The 16,139-nt window shown below is 68.0% G+C and carries 15 protein-coding genes and 1 riboswitch; of the genes, 3 read left to right on the top strand and 12 right to left on the bottom strand.

The annotated features are described in order from the left end of the window. Window positions 1-220: 220 nt before the first annotated feature. A complete protein-coding gene (locus AC0699_RS32805; protein ID WP_478667773.1) occupies window positions 221-1,579 on the bottom strand; it encodes an NYN domain-containing protein in 1,359 nt (452 codons plus the stop codon). Window positions 1,580-1,623: 44 nt separating this feature from the next. Next, window positions 1,624-1,866: a hypothetical protein gene (locus tag AC0699_RS32800; protein WP_478667772.1), complete on the bottom strand. Its 243-nt coding sequence runs from the start codon at window positions 1,864-1,866 to the stop codon at window positions 1,624-1,626. 114 nt (window positions 1,867-1,980) lie between these two features. On the opposite strand from AC0699_RS32800, the gene AC0699_RS32795 reads away from it, so the two are divergent. Both AC0699_RS32795 and AC0699_RS32790 read left to right on the top strand, forming a co-directional pair. Next, window positions 1,981-2,706 carry a rhomboid family intramembrane serine protease gene (locus AC0699_RS32795; RefSeq protein WP_478667771.1) on the top strand — a complete coding sequence of 242 codons (726 nt, stop codon included), beginning with the start codon at window positions 1,981-1,983 and terminating at the stop codon, window positions 2,704-2,706. After that, entirely contained in the window at window positions 2,703-2,984 is a 282-nt protein-coding gene (locus tag AC0699_RS32790) for an Lrp/AsnC family transcriptional regulator (protein WP_453667143.1), read from the top strand. The genes AC0699_RS32795 and AC0699_RS32790 overlap by 4 nt, the downstream gene beginning before the upstream one ends. A 424-nt stretch (window positions 2,985-3,408) precedes the next feature. Here AC0699_RS32790 and AC0699_RS32785 read toward each other — a convergent pair whose 3' ends face one another. The 6 genes from AC0699_RS32785 to ctaE form a co-directional block, all read right to left on the bottom strand. Beyond that, entirely contained in the window at window positions 3,409-4,836 is a 1,428-nt protein-coding gene (locus tag AC0699_RS32785) for an aminotransferase class V-fold PLP-dependent enzyme (RefSeq protein WP_478667770.1), read from the bottom strand. Window positions 4,837-5,040: 204 nt separating this feature from the next. Next, window positions 5,041-5,158: riboswitch (SAM riboswitch) on the bottom strand. A gap of 202 nt (window positions 5,159-5,360) precedes the next feature. Beyond that, window positions 5,361-6,425 (bottom strand): anthranilate phosphoribosyltransferase, encoded by a 1,065-nt coding sequence (gene trpD, locus AC0699_RS32780; RefSeq protein WP_478667769.1) that lies wholly within the window; start codon window positions 6,423-6,425, stop codon window positions 5,361-5,363. 126 nt (window positions 6,426-6,551) lie between these two features. Next, window positions 6,552-8,177: a cytochrome bc1 complex cytochrome b subunit gene (gene qcrB / locus AC0699_RS32775; protein WP_478667768.1), complete on the bottom strand. Its 1,626-nt coding sequence runs from the start codon at window positions 8,175-8,177 to the stop codon at window positions 6,552-6,554. Next, window positions 8,174-9,226: a cytochrome bc1 complex Rieske iron-sulfur subunit gene (gene qcrA / locus AC0699_RS32770; RefSeq protein ID WP_478667766.1), complete on the bottom strand. Its 1,053-nt coding sequence runs from the start codon at window positions 9,224-9,226 to the stop codon at window positions 8,174-8,176. Before qcrA ends, qcrB begins: the two co-directional genes overlap by 4 nt. Further along, complete coding sequence (gene qcrC / locus AC0699_RS32765; protein ID WP_478667764.1) at window positions 9,223-10,032, bottom strand: cytochrome bc1 complex diheme cytochrome c subunit; 810 nt, start codon at window positions 10,030-10,032, stop codon at window positions 9,223-9,225. The genes qcrA and qcrC overlap by 4 nt, the downstream gene beginning before the upstream one ends. A gap of 67 nt (window positions 10,033-10,099) precedes the next feature. Next, window positions 10,100-10,720, bottom strand: a complete 621-nt coding sequence (gene ctaE, locus AC0699_RS32760; protein WP_469768364.1) for an aa3-type cytochrome oxidase subunit III — start codon at window positions 10,718-10,720, stop codon at window positions 10,100-10,102. Between the two features lie 191 nt (window positions 10,721-10,911). On the opposite strand from ctaE, the gene AC0699_RS32755 reads away from it, so the two are divergent. Further along, on the top strand, window positions 10,912-11,310 hold the full coding sequence (locus AC0699_RS32755; RefSeq protein ID WP_469768363.1) for a response regulator transcription factor: 399 nt from the start codon (window positions 10,912-10,914) through the stop codon (window positions 11,308-11,310). A 22-nt stretch (window positions 11,311-11,332) separates the two neighbouring features. On the opposite strand, the gene AC0699_RS32750 is transcribed toward AC0699_RS32755, so the two are convergent. The 4 genes from AC0699_RS32750 to ctaC all read right to left on the bottom strand — a co-directional run bounded on the left by AC0699_RS32750 (window position 11,333) and on the right by ctaC (window position 15,797). Beyond that, window positions 11,333-12,583: a L,D-transpeptidase gene (locus tag AC0699_RS32750; RefSeq protein ID WP_478667760.1), complete on the bottom strand. Its 1,251-nt coding sequence runs from the start codon at window positions 12,581-12,583 to the stop codon at window positions 11,333-11,335. A 120-nt stretch (window positions 12,584-12,703) separates the two neighbouring features. After that, complete coding sequence (locus AC0699_RS32745) at window positions 12,704-13,102, bottom strand: cytochrome c oxidase subunit 4 (protein WP_478667758.1); 399 nt, start codon at window positions 13,100-13,102, stop codon at window positions 12,704-12,706. Then, window positions 13,099-14,829 (bottom strand): aa3-type cytochrome oxidase subunit I, encoded by a 1,731-nt coding sequence (gene ctaD / locus AC0699_RS32740; protein WP_478667757.1) that lies wholly within the window; start codon window positions 14,827-14,829, stop codon window positions 13,099-13,101. The genes AC0699_RS32745 and ctaD overlap by 4 nt, the downstream gene beginning before the upstream one ends. After that, window positions 14,826-15,797, bottom strand: coding sequence for an aa3-type cytochrome oxidase subunit II (gene ctaC, locus AC0699_RS32735; protein WP_478667754.1), 972 nt, complete (start codon window positions 15,795-15,797; stop codon window positions 14,826-14,828). The genes ctaD and ctaC overlap by 4 nt, the downstream gene beginning before the upstream one ends. Window positions 15,798-16,139: the final 342 nt, after the last annotated feature.

The following is a 16,139-nucleotide window of genomic DNA, read 5'->3' as shown; positions in this document are numbered from 1 at the left end:
CACGAAATCGGCGGTTCCTTCGCTGTCGTCCCGGATGGACGATCAACCGCGCGAAGGTTCGAGGCCTGACCCTAGTGACCTTCTTGTGATCAGTTCAAATCCTCATGAGAAAAATCTGGCCCACGAAGCGCATTCTTTACAGACACCACACGCGTAGTAGCGGCGACTTGACCGTACGTTCCGCGAAATCAGGCATTAAGCCTGTCAGTTACGAGCGTCACTAGACACGCGAAAGCCGCTTCAGTAGCAATACGGACGCGACGGGCCTGGCCCCCGCCTGCGCCACTCCGTCGGCGACCTCGCGGTCGGCGGAGACGACGACCACGGGCCGGCCGGGCGGCTCGGCCCGCACGAGCTGACGGATGAGCTCGTCCGCGGTCACGCCCGGCTTGGAGAACAGCACCCGCACACCGCGCGGCGGCGCCAGCAGCACCGGAGCGGCCAGCTCCGCGCCGTCGAAGACACAGGTGATCTCGGCGCCCGTCTGGGCCGCGAGCATCGCGAGACCGCCGAGCAGCCGCAGCCGCTGCTTCTCCAGCGGCATCGTCGGATAGCCGGTCTTGGTGACGTTGTAGCCGTCCACCAAGAGATGCACCTGAGGCAGCGCGAGCAGCTGGTCGAGCAGTGCGGGATCGGTCTCGGAGAGCGCACGGGCCGCGATGTCCTTGGGGGTCATACGGCCGGGCTCCACCGCGTCGACGGTGTCCGCGGGGTGCAGGGACACGGGCGGCAGGGCCAGTTCGCGGCGCAGCCCCGAGGCCGCGTCCAGCACGGTGTCCAGCAGCAGCCGTACGCGCATGTCCTCGATCGAGCGGCCCTCGCGGGCGGCTCTGCGGCTCGCCTCGACGGCCGACTCCGCCTCGCCGAGCCGGGCCTTGAGCCGACGCGTCTCGCTCTCGGCCGCGGACACCTGGGCGTGCGCCTCGGTCTTCGCCGCTTCGAGCTCGGCGGTGCTGCGGCGCAGGGCCGCCTCGCCGCGCTTCACGTCGCTCTGGGCGCTGCGCAGCTTGCGGTGAAGCGATTCGGCTTCCTTGCGCGCGGCCTCCAGTTCGGCGCGCAGCCGCTCGCTCTCGGACCTGGCCTGCGCCCGGAGCCGGTCGAGCTCTTCGCGCAGCCGCTCCAGCTCGCGCCGGCCCTCCTCGTCGGCGCGCTCGGCGTCCGCGCGCTGGGCCTCCTCGCCCGCGGCGGCCACCAGCTTGACCCAGCCGGCCGGGCGCAGTACGTAGGCGGCCGCGGCCACGTCGACGGGGTCGGCGGCCGCGGGCAGCGATCCGGACTCCAGCGCACCGGTCAGCTCCGGCTGAGACTCGCGCAGCCGCTCGCCGATGCGCTGGCGGAACAGCGGGTCGCCCTCCAGTGCGGCGGCCATGGCGTTGCCCGCGAACTTGGCGCGGCGGGTGGGGGTGAACCGGGCGTACTGCCGCAATTGGGCGGGGAGTTCGGTGACGGTCAGCCCGCCGAAGGCGTCCGAGACCAGCGCGACGACCCGTCGCCGCACACCTTCCGGCAGCGGGCGGTCGAGCGCCTCGGCGGCGTCGCCGGCACCGGCCGGTCCGGCGCCGCTGTCAGGCTGCTCCACAATCCGTCACCCCACTGTCTCCCTACGGGCCCGGGCGCCTCCTGTCAGGAGTCGGTGCCCGGCCTGTCCACCAGTTCGATCTGGTCCACGGCGTTGCACCAGCGGCAGCGGACCGACTCGATGGTCTCACTGACCACCTCCCGCTCCTCCACCTTGGGCTCGCCCGCGAGGTCCAGATGGACGTACTCGACGACCTTGGACGAACGCGTCACGTCGAAGCGGGTGAGATTGCCGCACAGGGTGCAGCGCCACCGGGTCAGGGCCGTCGGTATGGGTACCGTCGTCATCGTGCCGTCCTCTTCTGGTCGTGCGTACTGCCCGTAACCCTACGACCTCACGGGTACGCGGTGACACGGCGAGGCAGTCTGCCCCTATCGGTCCCGGTACGCCATGCTCTGGTCATGATCGATCGGCGGACAGCGGTACGGGTCGCGGTGACCGGCCCCGTGGTGACCTACGGAGTGATCGGTCTGTGCTGTCTGCTGTTCGTCATCGGTCCGGTTTCCGGACTCAACCCGTCATACGGCACCGGGGACACGCTGCTCGGCGCCCAGGCCACCCACTTCGAACGCTGGGGCGTCATCCCGGACGAGCTGATGCGCAGCTCCCCGCGTGCGCTCCTCACCCCACTGACCGCGCTCTTCGTGCACGGCAGCTGGCTGCATCTGCTGGGCAACATGCTCTTCCTCTATGTCTTCGGCGCGATGGCGGAGGAGCGCATGGGCCGCATCCAGTTCACGCTCTTCTACCTCGGCTGCGGCTATCTCGCACTCCTCGCGTACGCCGCGGCCAACGCGGACTCGGGCCAGACACTGGTAGGGGCGTCCGGGGCGATCTCCGGGGTGCTCGGAGCGTTCCTGCGCCTCTTTCCCAGGACGCGGGTGACGAGCCTCTTCCCCTTTCTGTTCTTCCTGCCGCTGCGCTTCCCCGCCTGGGCCGTCCTGATCTTCTGGTTCGTCCTGCAGTGGCTGGCGGAGGCGCAGAGCTCGTCGTCGGGGCCGGGGGTGGCGTATCTGGCACATCTGGTGGGGTTCGGGATCGGCTTTCTCTACGCATGGGGCCGTTTCCGGCAGACGGCTAGAGTGAAAGCCCAAGCAGCGGCCACCGAGGGAGAAAGACAGCCGTGATCACTGCGATCGTGCTCATCAAGACCAGCGTGGACCGCATCCCCGAGATCGCCGAGGCGATCAACGCGGTGGAGAACGTCAGCGAGGTCTTCTCGGTCACCGGTACGTACGACCTGATCGCGATGGTCCGGGTCAGCAAGCACGAGGACCTGGCGGACGTCATCCCGGGCCACATCAGCAAGATCCCGGGCGTCGAGGCGACGGACACGCACGTCGCGTTCCGTACGTACTCGCAGCACGACCTGGAGGCGGCGTTCGCGATCGGCCTCGACGCCTAGGCCGTGTTTGAGAACTCCCGCCTGGCCCGTGACGCCTGACACGCACTCCCCCGTAGCCCTTCGGGCACGGGAGGTGCCCCCACGCTGCGTTGTCGGAGTCATCCAAGTACGTCCAGTACGAGGATGATCCTCCGCCTTGCGATTGCACGCACCAGACGCCTCGAGCCCCGCCCTGCGGGCGGACGGCGCCAGTTCTCAAACACGGCCTAGGCCCTGTCCGGCGACCGGCCCGCACACCAGGCCCGCCCGGGGACACCCCCGGGCGAAGCTCCGGGGGAGTTCAAGCACGGACGCCCGGAGGGACATCCCGTCGGCAGCCGGCACGGTGCGCGCGAAGCGCTCGGCCGCGCCGGCGAATTCCTCGCCGACGCGGCCGAGCGCGTCATGAGCACGGTCCTGCTGGGGACGGGACTCGCCCCGCGTCTCAGACCGCGGGCACGCACCTGCCGTCCTCGGTGCGGTAGTTCCACTTCGCACCGTCGCGCACGAGTTCCTTCACGGCCCGTACGAAGCGCTCGACATGCTCGTCCGGCGTGCCGGCGCCGAAGCTGACCCGGATCGCGTTCAGCGAGGGCCGGCCCGGCTCGGCCTCCGGCGCACCGCACTCGCCCGGGTCCTGCGGGTCGCTGCCGAGCAGGGTGCGGACCAGCGGATGGGCGCAGAAGAGTCCGTCCCGTACGCCGATGCCGTACTCGGCGGACAGCGCGGCGGCGAAGTGCGAGCTGTTCCAGCCCTCCACGACGAAGGAGATGACACCGACGCGCGGTGCGTCGTCGCCGAACAGCGAGAGGATCGTGACCTCCGGCACCTCCGCCAGGCCCTCGCGGACCTTCCCGATCAGATGGCGCTCGCGCGCGACGAGCGCGTCGAAACCGGCTTCCGTCAGCGCCTTGCACGCGGACGCGATCGAGTAGACGCCGATGACGTTCGGCGAACCGGCCTCGTGGCGGGCGGCGGTGGTGTGCCAGTCCACTTCCACCCCACCGTCGTTGCGGCGCGCGACCTTCTTCGAGGCACCGCCACCGGCCAGGTACGGCTCCGCCTTCTGCAGCCAGTCCGCGCGCCCGGCGAGCACACCCGACCCGAACGGGGCGTACAGCTTGTGCCCGGAGAAGGCGACCCAGTCGACGTCCAGGTCCTTCACCGAGACGGGGTGGTGCGGCGCGAGCTGCGCGGCGTCCAGCACGACGCGCGCGCCGTGGGCGTGGGCGGCGGCCGTGAGTTCGCGTACCGGCCAGAGCTCCCCGGTGACATTGGACGCGCCGGTCACGCAGACCAGCGCGGGGCCGTAGGGGTCGCGGTCGGCGAGGGCCAGCTCCAGGGTCCGCACCGCCTCGCCCGGCGTGCGCGGCGCGTCGAGGTACGTCACGCGGGCGTCCCTCCACGGCAGCAGCGAGGCGTGGTGCTCGGTCTCGAAGACGAACACCTGGCAGTCGGCGGGGAGTACGGCGGCCAGCAGGTTGAGCGAGTCGGTGGTCGAGCGGGTGAAGACGACCTGGTCACCGTCCCGGCAGTCGAGGAACTCGTGCACCGCCACGCGGCTGTTCTCGAACAGGTCCGTGGAGAGCTGCGAGAGGTACCCGGCGCCGCGGTGCACGCTGCCGTAGTACGGGGCGTACGCGGCCACGTCGTCCCACACCCGCTGCAGCGCCGGCGCGCTCGCCGCGTAGTCGAGGGCGGCATACGTGACCTCGCCACCGGTCACGAGCGGCACGGTGACGTCCCGGCCGAGTACAGGCAGCGGGGCGGCACAGCAGGGGTCGGCGTCGGTGGCGACGGCAGCGGTGGTGGCGGCGGTGACAGTGGCGGTGGCAGTGACGGTGGCTTCGGCGGTGTTCGGGCATGCGGACATGGCGGTATCTCCCGGCAGGAAAAGGCGAATCGGCTTCAAGAACCCGTGCGGCAGCCGCCCAACCGGCGCTCCGCATACGGGGGTTGCCTCGACGCACGGCCGTCACCGTACGGAGGGAATTGAAGTGAGGGGCTTCGCGCCCTATCGCATTCGCTTGCTCACGAGACTGCTCCCTTGAGGACCAGGACCCCAGGGGTTGCAAGGGGTCCGCGCTTGCCGCGGACCTCGCTGCCCACGGCCTGGTCTTCACCCGGGGCACCCCGCCACGGACGGAGGGTTGCCGGACAGCGGGCCGGGGCCGTAGTCGCTGTCACTCATGACCTGTCGCGAAGCTATGCCAGCCGGTCGCCCCCGCGCAACTCGTGTCCGGATACCGGGACGTCGCTCGCCCGCGACTCCACCGCGGCTTCCCGGCAGCTCTTCACGGCCCCACAGCTCCGCACGATGTCCGCACAACGCCTGCACGCAAAGGTGCGGGGCCCGTGCCCGCACAGACCCCGCACCAGCACGCCCACCGGGGGGCGTTACGCGTTGCTCGCCGCCACCCAGCGGTCCAGCGCCTGCTTCGCCGCCCCGGAGTCGATGGACTCCGCGGCCTTCGCGATCCCGGCCCGGAGTTGCTCCACCAGAGTGCCCCCGCCCGGGTCCAGCGCGGCCAGCGCCGCCGCCGAGTTGAGCAGGACCGCGTCCCGCACCGGGCCGGACTCACCGGCGAGGAGCCGGCGGGCGACATCCGCGTTGTACGAGGCGTCCGCGCCGCGCAGCGCTTCGACCGGGACCAGCTCGATGCCCACGTCCCGGGGGTCGAAGGCCTCCTCGCGCACCGCGCCGTCCCGGACGACCCACACCCGGGACGTCGCGGTCGTGGTGAGCTCGTCCAAGCCGTCGTCACCGCGGAAGACCAGCGCGCTGGATCCCCGTTCGGCGAGCACTCCGGCCATGATCGGCGCCATCCGGGCATCGGCGACGCCCGTGGCCTGGGCCTTCACCCGGGCGGGGTTGGTGAGCGGACCCAGGAAGTTGAACGTCGTACGGATTCCGAGCTCCTTGCGCGCCGCGGCCACATGCCGCAGCGCGGGGTGGAACTTCACGGCGAAGCAGAAGGTGATCCCCGCTTCCTCCGCGACCTCGGCCACCCGCTCCGGCGTCAGCTCCAGATTGACGCCGAGCTTCTCCAGGACGTCCGAGGCGCCGCTCGCACTGGACGCGGCACGGTTGCCGTGCTTGACCACCTTCGCGCCGGTGCCGGCCACCACGATCGCGGACATCGTCGAGATGTTGACGGTCTTCGCGCCGTCGCCGCCGGTGCCCACGATGTCGACGGTCGCCCCGGGGACGTCGATCACCCGGGCGTGGGCGTACATCGTCCGTACGAGACCGGAGATCTCCTCGACCGTCTCGCCCTTGGCCCGCAGCGCGACGGCGAACCCGGCGATCTGCGCGTCGGTGGCCTCGCCCCGCAGAATCCGGTCCATGGCCCACGCGGTGGCTTCCGCGCTCTGGTCGCGGCCGTACAGCAGGGAGTCCAGTACCCCGGGCCAGGAAAGGCCCGCCGCGGTAGTGCCTCCTGCGGGGGTCACAGCGCTCATGGTCGCTCCTGGGTCCGTACGTATAGGAATGCCACCACCCTATCGAGCGCAGGGGACGGCAAAGAGCCCCGTCCATCGAGTGGACGGGGCTCCTGCCGTGGCGATCGCTGCGATCAGTGGGTGGGATCAGTGGTGGCCGTGGCCGCTCGTGATCTCCTTGAACTCCTCGACGGTCGGCTTGGGAATCTGGTTCCCCTCGCCGTAGTAGCCCTTGCTGAGCCTCGCCCGGAGCTTCTGCGTGAGCGGCACCTTGCGCTCGACACCGTTCTCGTCGACCGTCGGGCCGATCTCGAGCGGCTCGTACTGCTCGTGCGCCGTGAGCGTGTGCAGGGCCTCCTGCGTCAGCGGCTCGTGGACCTCGACGAACTCACCGTGCGGCAGTCGCTTGATGATGCCGGACTCGCGTCCGTGCAGCACCTTGTCCTTGTCGCGCCGCTGCAGACCCAGGCAGATCCGCTTGGTGACGATGAAGGCGATGACCGGCCCGACGAAGAACGCGATCCGGACGAACCAGGTGATCGAGTTGATCGACAGGTTGAAGTGGGTCGCCCAGATGTCGTTTCCACCACCGACGAGCAGCACGAAGTACCAGGTCAGCCAGGCCACGCCGAAGGCGGTACGGGTCGGCGCGTTGCGCGGGCGGTCCAGGATGTGGTGCTCGCGCTTGTCACCCGTGACCCAGGACTCGACGAACGGGTACACCGCGATCGCCACCAGGACCAACGGGAAGATGATCAGCGGGATGAAGACGCCCAGGACCAGCGTGTGGCCCCAGAGGTTGATCTCCCAGCCGGGCATGACACGGATCAGACCCTCGGAGAAGCCCATGTACCAGTCGGGCTGTGCACCCGTGGACACCTGGTCCGGGCGGTACGGGCCGATGGCCCAGATCGGGTTGATCTGAGCGATCGCCGAGACGACCGTGATGATGCCGAAGACCAGGAAGAAGAAGCCTCCGGCCTTGGCCATGTAGATCGGCAGCAGCGGCATGCCGACGACGTTCTTGTTGGTCCGGCCGGGGCCAGCGAACTGCGTGTGCTTGTGGTAGAAGACCAGGATCAGGTGCGCCACCAGCAGGCCCATCATGATGCCGGGCAGCAGCAGGATGTGGACCGAGTAGAACCGGGCCACGAAGTCGCCGCCGGGGAACTCGCCGCCGAACAGGAACATCGACAGGTAGGTGCCGACGACCGGGACGGACAGGATCGCGCCCTCCATGAAGCGGACACCGGTGCCCGAGAGCAGGTCGTCCGGGAGCGAGTAACCGGTGAAGCCGGTGAACATGCCGAGGACGAGCAGCAGGAAGCCGAACAGCCAGTTGATCTCACGCGGCTTGCGGAACGCGCCCGTGAAGAAGACGCGCATCATGTGGACCATCATGGCCGCGAGGAAGATCAGCGCGCCCCAGTGGTGGATCTGCCGGATGAGCAGACCACCGCGGACGTCGAAGCTGATGTCCAGGGTCGAGGCGAAGGCCTCCGACATCAGCCGGCCCTGCATCGGGACGTAGCTGCCGTGGTACTCCACCTCGTTCATCGACGGGTGGAAGAACAGCGTCAGGTACACACCCGTGAGGATGATGACGATGAAGCTGTAGAGCGCGACCTCACCCAGCATGAAGGACCAGTGGTCCGGGAAGATCTTGCGCATGTTGGTCTTGGCCAGGGAGTAGATCCCGAGACGGCCGTCGGCCCAGTCGGCGACCCGCTCGCCCGCGGGTGCCTTCCTCTTTGATTCAGCTGAAGTGCTCATCCGCGCTCCCAGTAGGCAGGACCGACGGGCTCTTCGAAGTCGCCGAGCGCCTCGAGGAAGCCTTCGTCATTCACGCCGATCCGCAGCTGCGGGAGGGCGTGACCGGCCGGGCCGAAGATGACGCGGGCGCCGTCGGAGAGGTCGAAGGTGGACTGGTGGCACGGGCAGAGGACGTGGTGCGTCTGCTGCTCGTACAGGGAGATCGGGCAGCCCACGTGGGTGCAGATCTTCGAGTACGCAACGATGCCGTCGTGGGACCACTCGAGCTCGCGCTTGTCCTTGATGTCCTCCGGCTGGATCCGGACGATCATCAGGGCGGCCTTGGCGATCTCGGTCTGGAAGCTGTGGTCCTCCTCCGACAGGCCCTCGGGCATGGCGAAGGTCAGCGAACCGACAGCGACGTCCTCGGGACGCAGCGGCTGATTCGTGTTCATGTTGATGAGCTGCTTGCCCTTGGCCCACAGCGTGTGGCGGAGCTTGTCCTCGGGCAGCGGGCCCAGGTCGCGCAGCAGCACCACACCGGAGAGCGGCACCATGGCCAGCGCTCCGAACATGGTGTTGCGCAGGAGCTTGCGCCGGGCGAAGCCGGACTCCTCGGCACCGGCCGCGAAGTCGGCGTGCACCTTGGCCCGGAGCTCGGGCTCGGCCTCGATCGGGTGACGGTCGTCGGCGATCTCCGTGTCGGACATCAGGGTGCGGGCCCAGTGGACCGCGCCCGCTCCGATGCAGAACAGCGCGACACCGAGGGTCATACCCAGCGCGAAGTTCAGCGCGCTCACATGACCGAACGGCCAGATGTAGACGATCTCGTCGGCCGGGAAGATCACGTACGAGGCGATGAAGGCGATCGTGGCCAGCATCGACAGCGTGAACAAGAGGGCGACTGTACGCTCGGACCGCTTGGCGGCCCGCTCGTCGATGTCCTGGATGCGCGGCTTGTGGGCGGGAAGGCCCGGGTCGGCGAAAGGATCTTCCTTCGCCGCTACCTCGCCACGCGCGTGGTCCTGCTCGGACGGCAGGGTCTCTTCTGGAATGTCTTGGCTACTCATGACTTCTTGGCCTTAGCGGTGTGGGCCGCGACCCAGACGGCAACTGCGATCAGCGCACCCAGACCGAAGACCCATGCGAACAGGCCCTCACTGACGGGGCCGAGGCCGCCCAGGCTGAGGCCGCCGGGGCTCTCCGACTCGCCGCTGTTCACGGTCTGGATGTAGGCGATGATGTCCCTCTTCTCCTGCTCCGGCATCGTTCCGTCCGGGAAGGAGGGCATGTTCTGCGGGCCGGTCTGCATGGCCTCGTAGATGTGCTTCGGGCTCACGCCTTCGAGGTTCGGGGCGTACTTGCCGTGCGTCAGGGCACCGCCCTCACCCGTGAAGTTGTGGCACTGGGCGCAGTTGGTGCGGAACAGGTCGCCGCCCTTGGCGATGTCAGCACCTTCCGGGCTGTACTGCTTCTCGGTCGGCGTGACCGGACCGGCACCGAGGGAGGCGACGTACGCCGCGAGCTGGTCGATCTCGGCCTGCGAGTAGATGACGGGCTTCTTCGGCACCTGGGCGCCCGGCTGCTGTGCGGGCATACGGCCGGTGCCGACCTGGAAGTCCACGGCGGCGGAACCGACGCCGACCAGGGAAGGTCCGTCGGACGTGCCCTGACCGCCGGTTCCGTGGCAGCTGGCGCAGCCGACGGTGTAGAGCTTCTTGCCCTCCTCGATGGCGAGGGACTGGGCGGTTTCATCGGCCTGCGCCTTGTCCGCGGGTGCGAACGCGGCGTACAGCCCCCCAGTGGCCGCCAGCGCGAGGAGTAGGACGACGAGCGCCGCCAGCGGATGGCGTCGTCGTGCGGAGAGCTTTTTCACGGATTACCCCGGTGTCAGGATCTTCTGCGTCGATGCTTCTGGAATGTGTGCGGGTACGAGCCCGGTGCTACTTGATCATGTAGATCGTGGCGAAGAGGCCGATCCAGACGACATCGACGAAGTGCCAGTAGTAGGACACGACGATGGCGGCGGTTGCCTGCTCGTGGGTGAATCTCCGGGCCGCGTACGTCCTGCCGAGAACCAGCAGGAAGGCGATGAGACCGCCCGTCACATGCAGACCGTGGAAGCCGGTGGTCAGGTAGAACACCGAGCCGTACGGGTCGGACGAGAGCGAGAGGCCCGCGTCCTTGACCAGCTCGGTGTACTCGAAGACCTGGCCGCCGATGAAGATCGCACCCATCACGAACGTGATCACGAACCAGGTGCGGAGCTTCTTCACGTCACCGCGCTCGGCGGCGAAGACGCCGAGCTGGCAGGTGAGGGAGGAGAGCACCAGGATCGTGGTGTTGGTCGCCGAGAACGGGAAGTTCAGGTGTTGAGCCTGCTGGGACCAGTACTCGGCACCCATCACCGATCGCAGGGTGAAGTACATCGCGAAGAGGGCCGCGAAGAACATCAGCTCGGAACTCAGCCAGATGATGGTTCCGACGCTGGTGAGGTTCGGCCGATTGACCGACGGGTGCGCGTGCCCGGTTTCTACTGTCGTTGCTGTCGCCACGACCGACATTATGTCGGTCGCTTATCCAGCCCTCACTCCGGGGGGTGCCGTTCGGTGTGTCCATCTCTCTCTCGGGTTCGCGTCCAGGACCGAACGGCCCATCGAAAGGCTGTCATTAGCGGTGCTGACGAGGCGCCGGGAGGGGTAGCATCCCGCGCATCGGTGCAGCCCGCAGTTCTCCCTGACGAACCGGAGGAACAATGCAGTCGACCGCCACGGTGCTGGTGTACAGCGACAACTCCAGCACCCGCGAACAGGTGCGGCTCGCCACGGGCCGCCGCCCGGCCGCCGATGTTCCCCCGGTCGAGTTCATCGAGTGCGCGACGCTGCCCGCGGTTCTCAAGGAGCTGGGCAAGGGCGGTGTCGACGTCTGTGTCCTGGACGGCGAGGCGGTGCCCGCGGGCGGTATGGGCGTCTGCCGGCAGATCAAGGACGAGATCTTCCGGTGCCCGCCGGTGCTGGTGCTCATGGGGCGCCCGCAGGACGCCTGGCTGGCCACGTGGAGCCGTGCGGACGCCGCGGTGACGCTCCCGGTCGAGCCGGTGGAGTTCGCGGACGCACTGGCCGGACTGCTGCGCAGGGGGCGGGCGGCGGCCTGAACCTGCCCGCCCCGTACCGGGGTCAGATCTGGGGCCGCAGGCGTGCCTCGTCGGCCGGGCCGCTGCCCTCCCGGACGCCTCCCAGCAGGGCGCTGCCCGTGCGCCACTCGTCCCAGTCGAGGTTCCAGTCACCGAAACCGTTCCCGAACGGATCCATCATGCCGCCAAGGCTGTTGACGACCTTGACGATGTCGCCCTCGCGGACGGTTTTGTAGAACCACGCGGCGTTGCCGGTGGACATCCCGGTACAGCCGTGGCTGACGTTCGCGTATCCCTGGGAGCCGACGGACCAGGGCGCGGCGTGGACGTACTCGCCACTCCAGGTGACGCGCGTCGCGTAGTACACGGGCAGGTCGTAGGACTCGGCGCTGTCGACGGGGATGCCGATGCTGGTGCCGCGCATCCGGACGAAGTACTCCTTGCCGAGCACCACCTTGACCCCGTTCCGGGTGGAGAAGCCCGGTTTGCCGGTGGTCACCGGAATGGTATTGATCACTTCTCCGTTCCGCTTGACCGTCATCTGGTGCGTACTCGCGTCGGTGATGGCCTCGATCCGGTCACCGATGGTCAGATTGAGCGGTTTCACGGCGCCGCCGTACATCTCGCCGATCTTGACGCCCTCCAGACTGCTGTGCACCCGGACGGTGGCGCCCGACGGCCAGTACTCCATCGGCCGGTAGTGCAGCTTCTTGTCGTCCACCCAGTGCCAGGCCCCGTCCACCGCGGGCGAGGACTCGACCTTCAGCTTGCGCTCGACGGCGGCCCTGGCGGCCCTGTCGGCCACGGGCGCGCTGAGCTCGGCGGTGATGGGCTGTCCTACCCCGTACGTGCCCTGCTTCGGGCCGAGTTCGATCTTCAGGATCCGCTTGGCGGGGGCCGTGTCGAAGGTGATGGTGCGGGATCCGGGAGCGCCGCCGCCGTTCTCCGTGGCGACCTTGACGGTGTAGCGCGTACCGGCCGAGAGAGGGGCCGTGGAGCGCCATCTGGCGCCGTCCGCGGTGAGTTCGCCCGCCAGGTAGCGGCCGGCCGCGTCGACCGCGGTGACGTCCGTGATACGGCCGTCCTTGCCCTTGGCGGTCACTTCCAGGGGTTTGTCGGGGTTCACCTTGGTGCTTCCCGCGACGGTGTTGAAGGCGACCTGACGCGTCGCGTCGTACGGCCTCGCCGACAACGGGTGGCTGTCCTGGCCGCCGCACGCGGTCATCCCTGCCCCGAGGGCCAGGGCCAGCACGGTGCAGCTCGCTATGGTGCGCTTGCGCGGCGTGTCGTTCATGAGCACACGCTATGAACAATGCCCGGTAACGGCGCGCGGGACGACTGCAAACGAGGGGCCCGGACACCACCCGTCCGGGTGAGTGTCCGGGCCCCTGCGCAGTGCGGAGCAGCGGATTCGCTACTGGTTCTGGTTCTCGCCGCGGTAGTACTCGAAGACCCAGCCGAACAGGCCGACCATGATCAGCGGAGCCGAGAAGTACAGGATCCACCAGCCCATGGCGATGGCCAGGAAGGCGAGCGCACCGCCGACGGCGAGCGAGAGCGGCTGCCAGCTGTGCGGGGAGAAGAAGCCCACCTCGCCGGCCTCGTCCGCGACATCGGCCTCCTTGTCGTCCTGGGCCATGGCGTCCACTCGCCGGGCCGTGAAGGCCAGGTAGTAGCCGATCATGATGCTCAGGCCGAAGGCCAGGAAGAGCGCCGTCGTACCGGCCGGCTCCTTCGACCACACGCCGTAGAGGATGGCGATGGCGAGGATGAAGACGCTCAGCCAGATGAACATCCTGCCTTGGATCTTCACTTGCCGGCCTCCTTGTCAGCGGCGATGGCACCGTGACCGGCCTGCTCGAGCTGGTCGAGAGCCGCGATCTCCGGGTGGTGCAGATCGAACGCCGGGGATTCGGAGCGGATCCGCGGCAGGGTGAGGAAGTTGTGCCGCGGCGGCGGGCAGGACGTCGCCCATTCGAGCGAACGGCCGTAGCCCCACGGGTCGTCGACCTCGACCTTCTTGCCGTACTTCGCCGTCTTCCAGACGTTGTAGAGGAACGGCAGGATCGACAGTCCGAGCACGAAGGACGAAATGGTCGAGATCGAGTTCAGTGCCGTGAAGCCGTCGGCGGCCAGATAGTCCGCGTACCGGCGCGGCATGCCCTCGGCACCGAGCCAGTGCTGGACCAGGAACGTGCCGTGGAAGCCGATGAACAGCGTCCAGAACGTCATCTTGCCGAGGCGCTCGTCCAGCATCTTGCCCGTGAACTTCGGCCACCAGAAGTGGAATCCGGCGAACATCGCGAAGACCACGGTGCCGAAGACGACGTAGTGGAAGTGCGCGACGACGAAGTACGAGTCGGAGACGTGGAAGTCCATCGGGGGCGAGGCCAGGATGACACCGGTCAGACCACCGAAGGTGAAGGTGATCAGGAAGCCGATCGTCCAGAGCATCGGAGTCTCGAAGGACAACGAGCCCTTCCACATGGTGCCGATCCAGTTGAAGAACTTCACACCGGTCGGTACCGCGATCAGGAAGGTCATGAAGGAGAAGAACGGCAGTAGCACTCCGCCGGTGACGTACATGTGGTGGGCCCACACGGTCACGGACAGACCGGCGATCGCGATGGTCGCGGCCACCAGACCGATGTAACCGAACATCGGCTTGCGGCTGAAGACCGGAATGATCTCCGAGACGATTCCGAAGAACGGCAGCGCGATGATGTACACCTCTGGATGGCCGAAGAACCAGAAGAGGTGTTGCCACAGCAATGCGCCGCCGTTGGAGGCGTCGAAGACATGCGCGCCGAACTTACGGTCCGCCTCCAGGGCGAACAGGGCCGCGGCCAGCACCGGGAAGGCGAGCAGGACCAGCACACCGGTCAGCAGCACGTTCCAGCAGAAGATCGGCATCCGGAACATCGTCATGCCGGGCGCGCGCATGCAGATGATCGTGGTGATGAAGTTGACCGAGCCGAGGATCGTACCGAAGCCGGAGAAGGCCAGACCCATGATCCACATGTCGGCGCCGACGCCCGGCGAGCGGACCGCGTCCGACAGCGGGGAGTAGGCGAACCAGCCGAAGTCGGCCGCACCGTTCGGGGTGATGAAGCCGGCCACCGCGATGATCGAGCCGAAGAGGTACAGCCAGTACGCGAACATGTTCAGCCGCGGGAACGCCACATCGGGCGCGCCGATCTGCAGCGGCATGATCCAGTTGGCGAATCCGGCGAACAGCGGCGTCGCGAACATCAGCAGCATGATCGTGCCGTGCATCGTGAACGCCTGGTTGAACTGCTCGTTCGACATGATCTGCGTACCCGGACGGGCCAGCTCGGCGCGCATGAAGAGCGCCAGGAGGCCGCCGATGCAGAAGAAGACGAACGAGGTCGCCAGGTAGAGCGTACCGATGGTCTTGTGGTCGGTGGTGGTCAGCCACTTCACCACCACATTGCCGGGCTGCCGGCGCCGGACGGGGAGCTCGTTCTCGTACGAGTCGTCAGCCGTCGCAGCACCCTGGGGTTCGTTGAGGATGCTCACAGTTTGTTCGTCTCCGCATTCCGGGCCGGGCCCGACTGCTCAATTCCCGACGGGATGAAGCCGGTCTGCCCCTTCTCGGCCAGCTCCTTCAGGTGCTGCTGGTAGCGCTCCGGGGAGACGACCTTGACGTTGAAGAGCATCCGGGAGTGGTCGACACCGCAGAGCTCGGCACACTTGCCCAGGAACGTGCCCTCCTGGTTCGGCGTCACCTCGAAGACGTTGGTGTGACCCGGGATGACGTCCTGCTTGAACAGGAAGGGGACCACCCAGAAGGAGTGGATGACGTCACGGGAGGTCAGGATGAAACGGACCTTCTCCCCCTTGGGCAGCCACAGCGTGGGGCCGGGGTTGCCGGTCTGCGGGTTCCGGGTTCCGGGGATGCCGGCGTCGTAGACGCCCTCGGCTCCCTTGGGGAAGTCGTTGGTGTACTTGTCCGGAATCGCGTTCAGTTGCTTCTGGGCCGCGGCATCACCGGTGGCCGGGTTCCCGTCCACGTCCTCCAGGTAGTTGAAGCCCCAGCTCCACTGGTAGCCGACCACGTTGATGGTGTGGGCCGGCTCCTTGGAGAGGGCGAGGAGCTTCGACTCATCACGCGCGGTGAAGTAGAAGAGCACCGAAACGATGATGAGCGGGACCACGGTGTACAGCGCCTCGATGGGCATGTTGTACCGGGTCTGCGGAGGAACCTCGATCTTGGTGCGGCTGCGCCGGTGGAAGATGACGCTCCACAGGATCAGACCCCACACCAGCACGCCCACGGCGAGCGCGGCCGCCCAGGAGCCCTGCCAGAGGGAGAGGATCCGCGGAGCTTCCTCCGTGACCGGCTTGGGCATTCCGAGGCGGGGGAAGTCTTCCCAGTTGTACGAGCAACCAGTGGCTGTCGCCAGGATCAGGCCCGCAGTCAGCACCTGCGGCAGCTTCCGCCGCATCGGGCGCCGCGACGAGCGGTCGGAGCCGTTGGGACTCACGTAGCGCCTTCCCGAGAGTCTCGCCCGCGCGGCCGGCTGCGGCCGTCTCGCTGGTCGGTCGCCGGCCCTGACGCGGGCAGGGGTTTGGATGTTTATGCGGACCAAACCCTACTGGACGCAATTTGGGGTCGCGCATGGAGGGTGCCCAACGCGCCGTCCGACGACCCGAAGGGGTGGACCGCACGGTTCCGCAAGCGGTCCCGCAGCTGGTCACGGGCCTCGACTGGGCACCTGCGGCGGCCTTCTGACACCCTCTCCGGAGCGCGGGGTCAGGACCGTGTCCGGCGGATCGGATCGCGAGCCCGGCAAGATCCAGTCGTGGGCCCGGCAAGATCAACCGGA

The organism is Streptomyces sp. NPDC043870 (assembly GCF_056435785.1).
The sequence above is the reverse complement of the archived record's forward strand: the minus strand, read 5'-3'. Positions and strand labels throughout refer to the sequence as shown.

Bases quoted from the DNA above. Each gene is read 5' to 3' on its own strand.
- trpD (WP_478667769.1), bottom strand. From the start codon at position 6,425: ATGAGCGCTGTGACCCCCGCAGGAGGCACTACCGCGGCGGGCCTTTCC.
- AC0699_RS32800 (WP_478667772.1), bottom strand. From the start codon at position 1,866: ATGACGACGGTACCCATACCGACGGCCCTGACCCGGTGGCGCTGCACC.
- AC0699_RS32795 (WP_478667771.1), top strand. From the start codon at position 1,981: ATGATCGATCGGCGGACAGCGGTACGGGTCGCGGTGACCGGCCCCGTG.
- AC0699_RS32755 (WP_469768363.1), top strand. From the start codon at position 10,912: ATGCAGTCGACCGCCACGGTGCTGGTGTACAGCGACAACTCCAGCACC.
- ctaE (WP_469768364.1), bottom strand. From the start codon at position 10,720: ATGTCGGTCGTGGCGACAGCAACGACAGTAGAAACCGGGCACGCGCAC.
- AC0699_RS32785 (WP_478667770.1), bottom strand. From the start codon at position 4,836: ATGTCCGCATGCCCGAACACCGCCGAAGCCACCGTCACTGCCACCGCC.
- qcrB (WP_478667768.1), bottom strand. From the start codon at position 8,177: ATGAGCACTTCAGCTGAATCAAAGAGGAAGGCACCCGCGGGCGAGCGG.
- qcrA (WP_478667766.1), bottom strand. From the start codon at position 9,226: ATGAGTAGCCAAGACATTCCAGAAGAGACCCTGCCGTCCGAGCAGGAC.
- AC0699_RS32750 (WP_478667760.1), bottom strand. From the start codon at position 12,583: ATGAACGACACGCCGCGCAAGCGCACCATAGCGAGCTGCACCGTGCTG.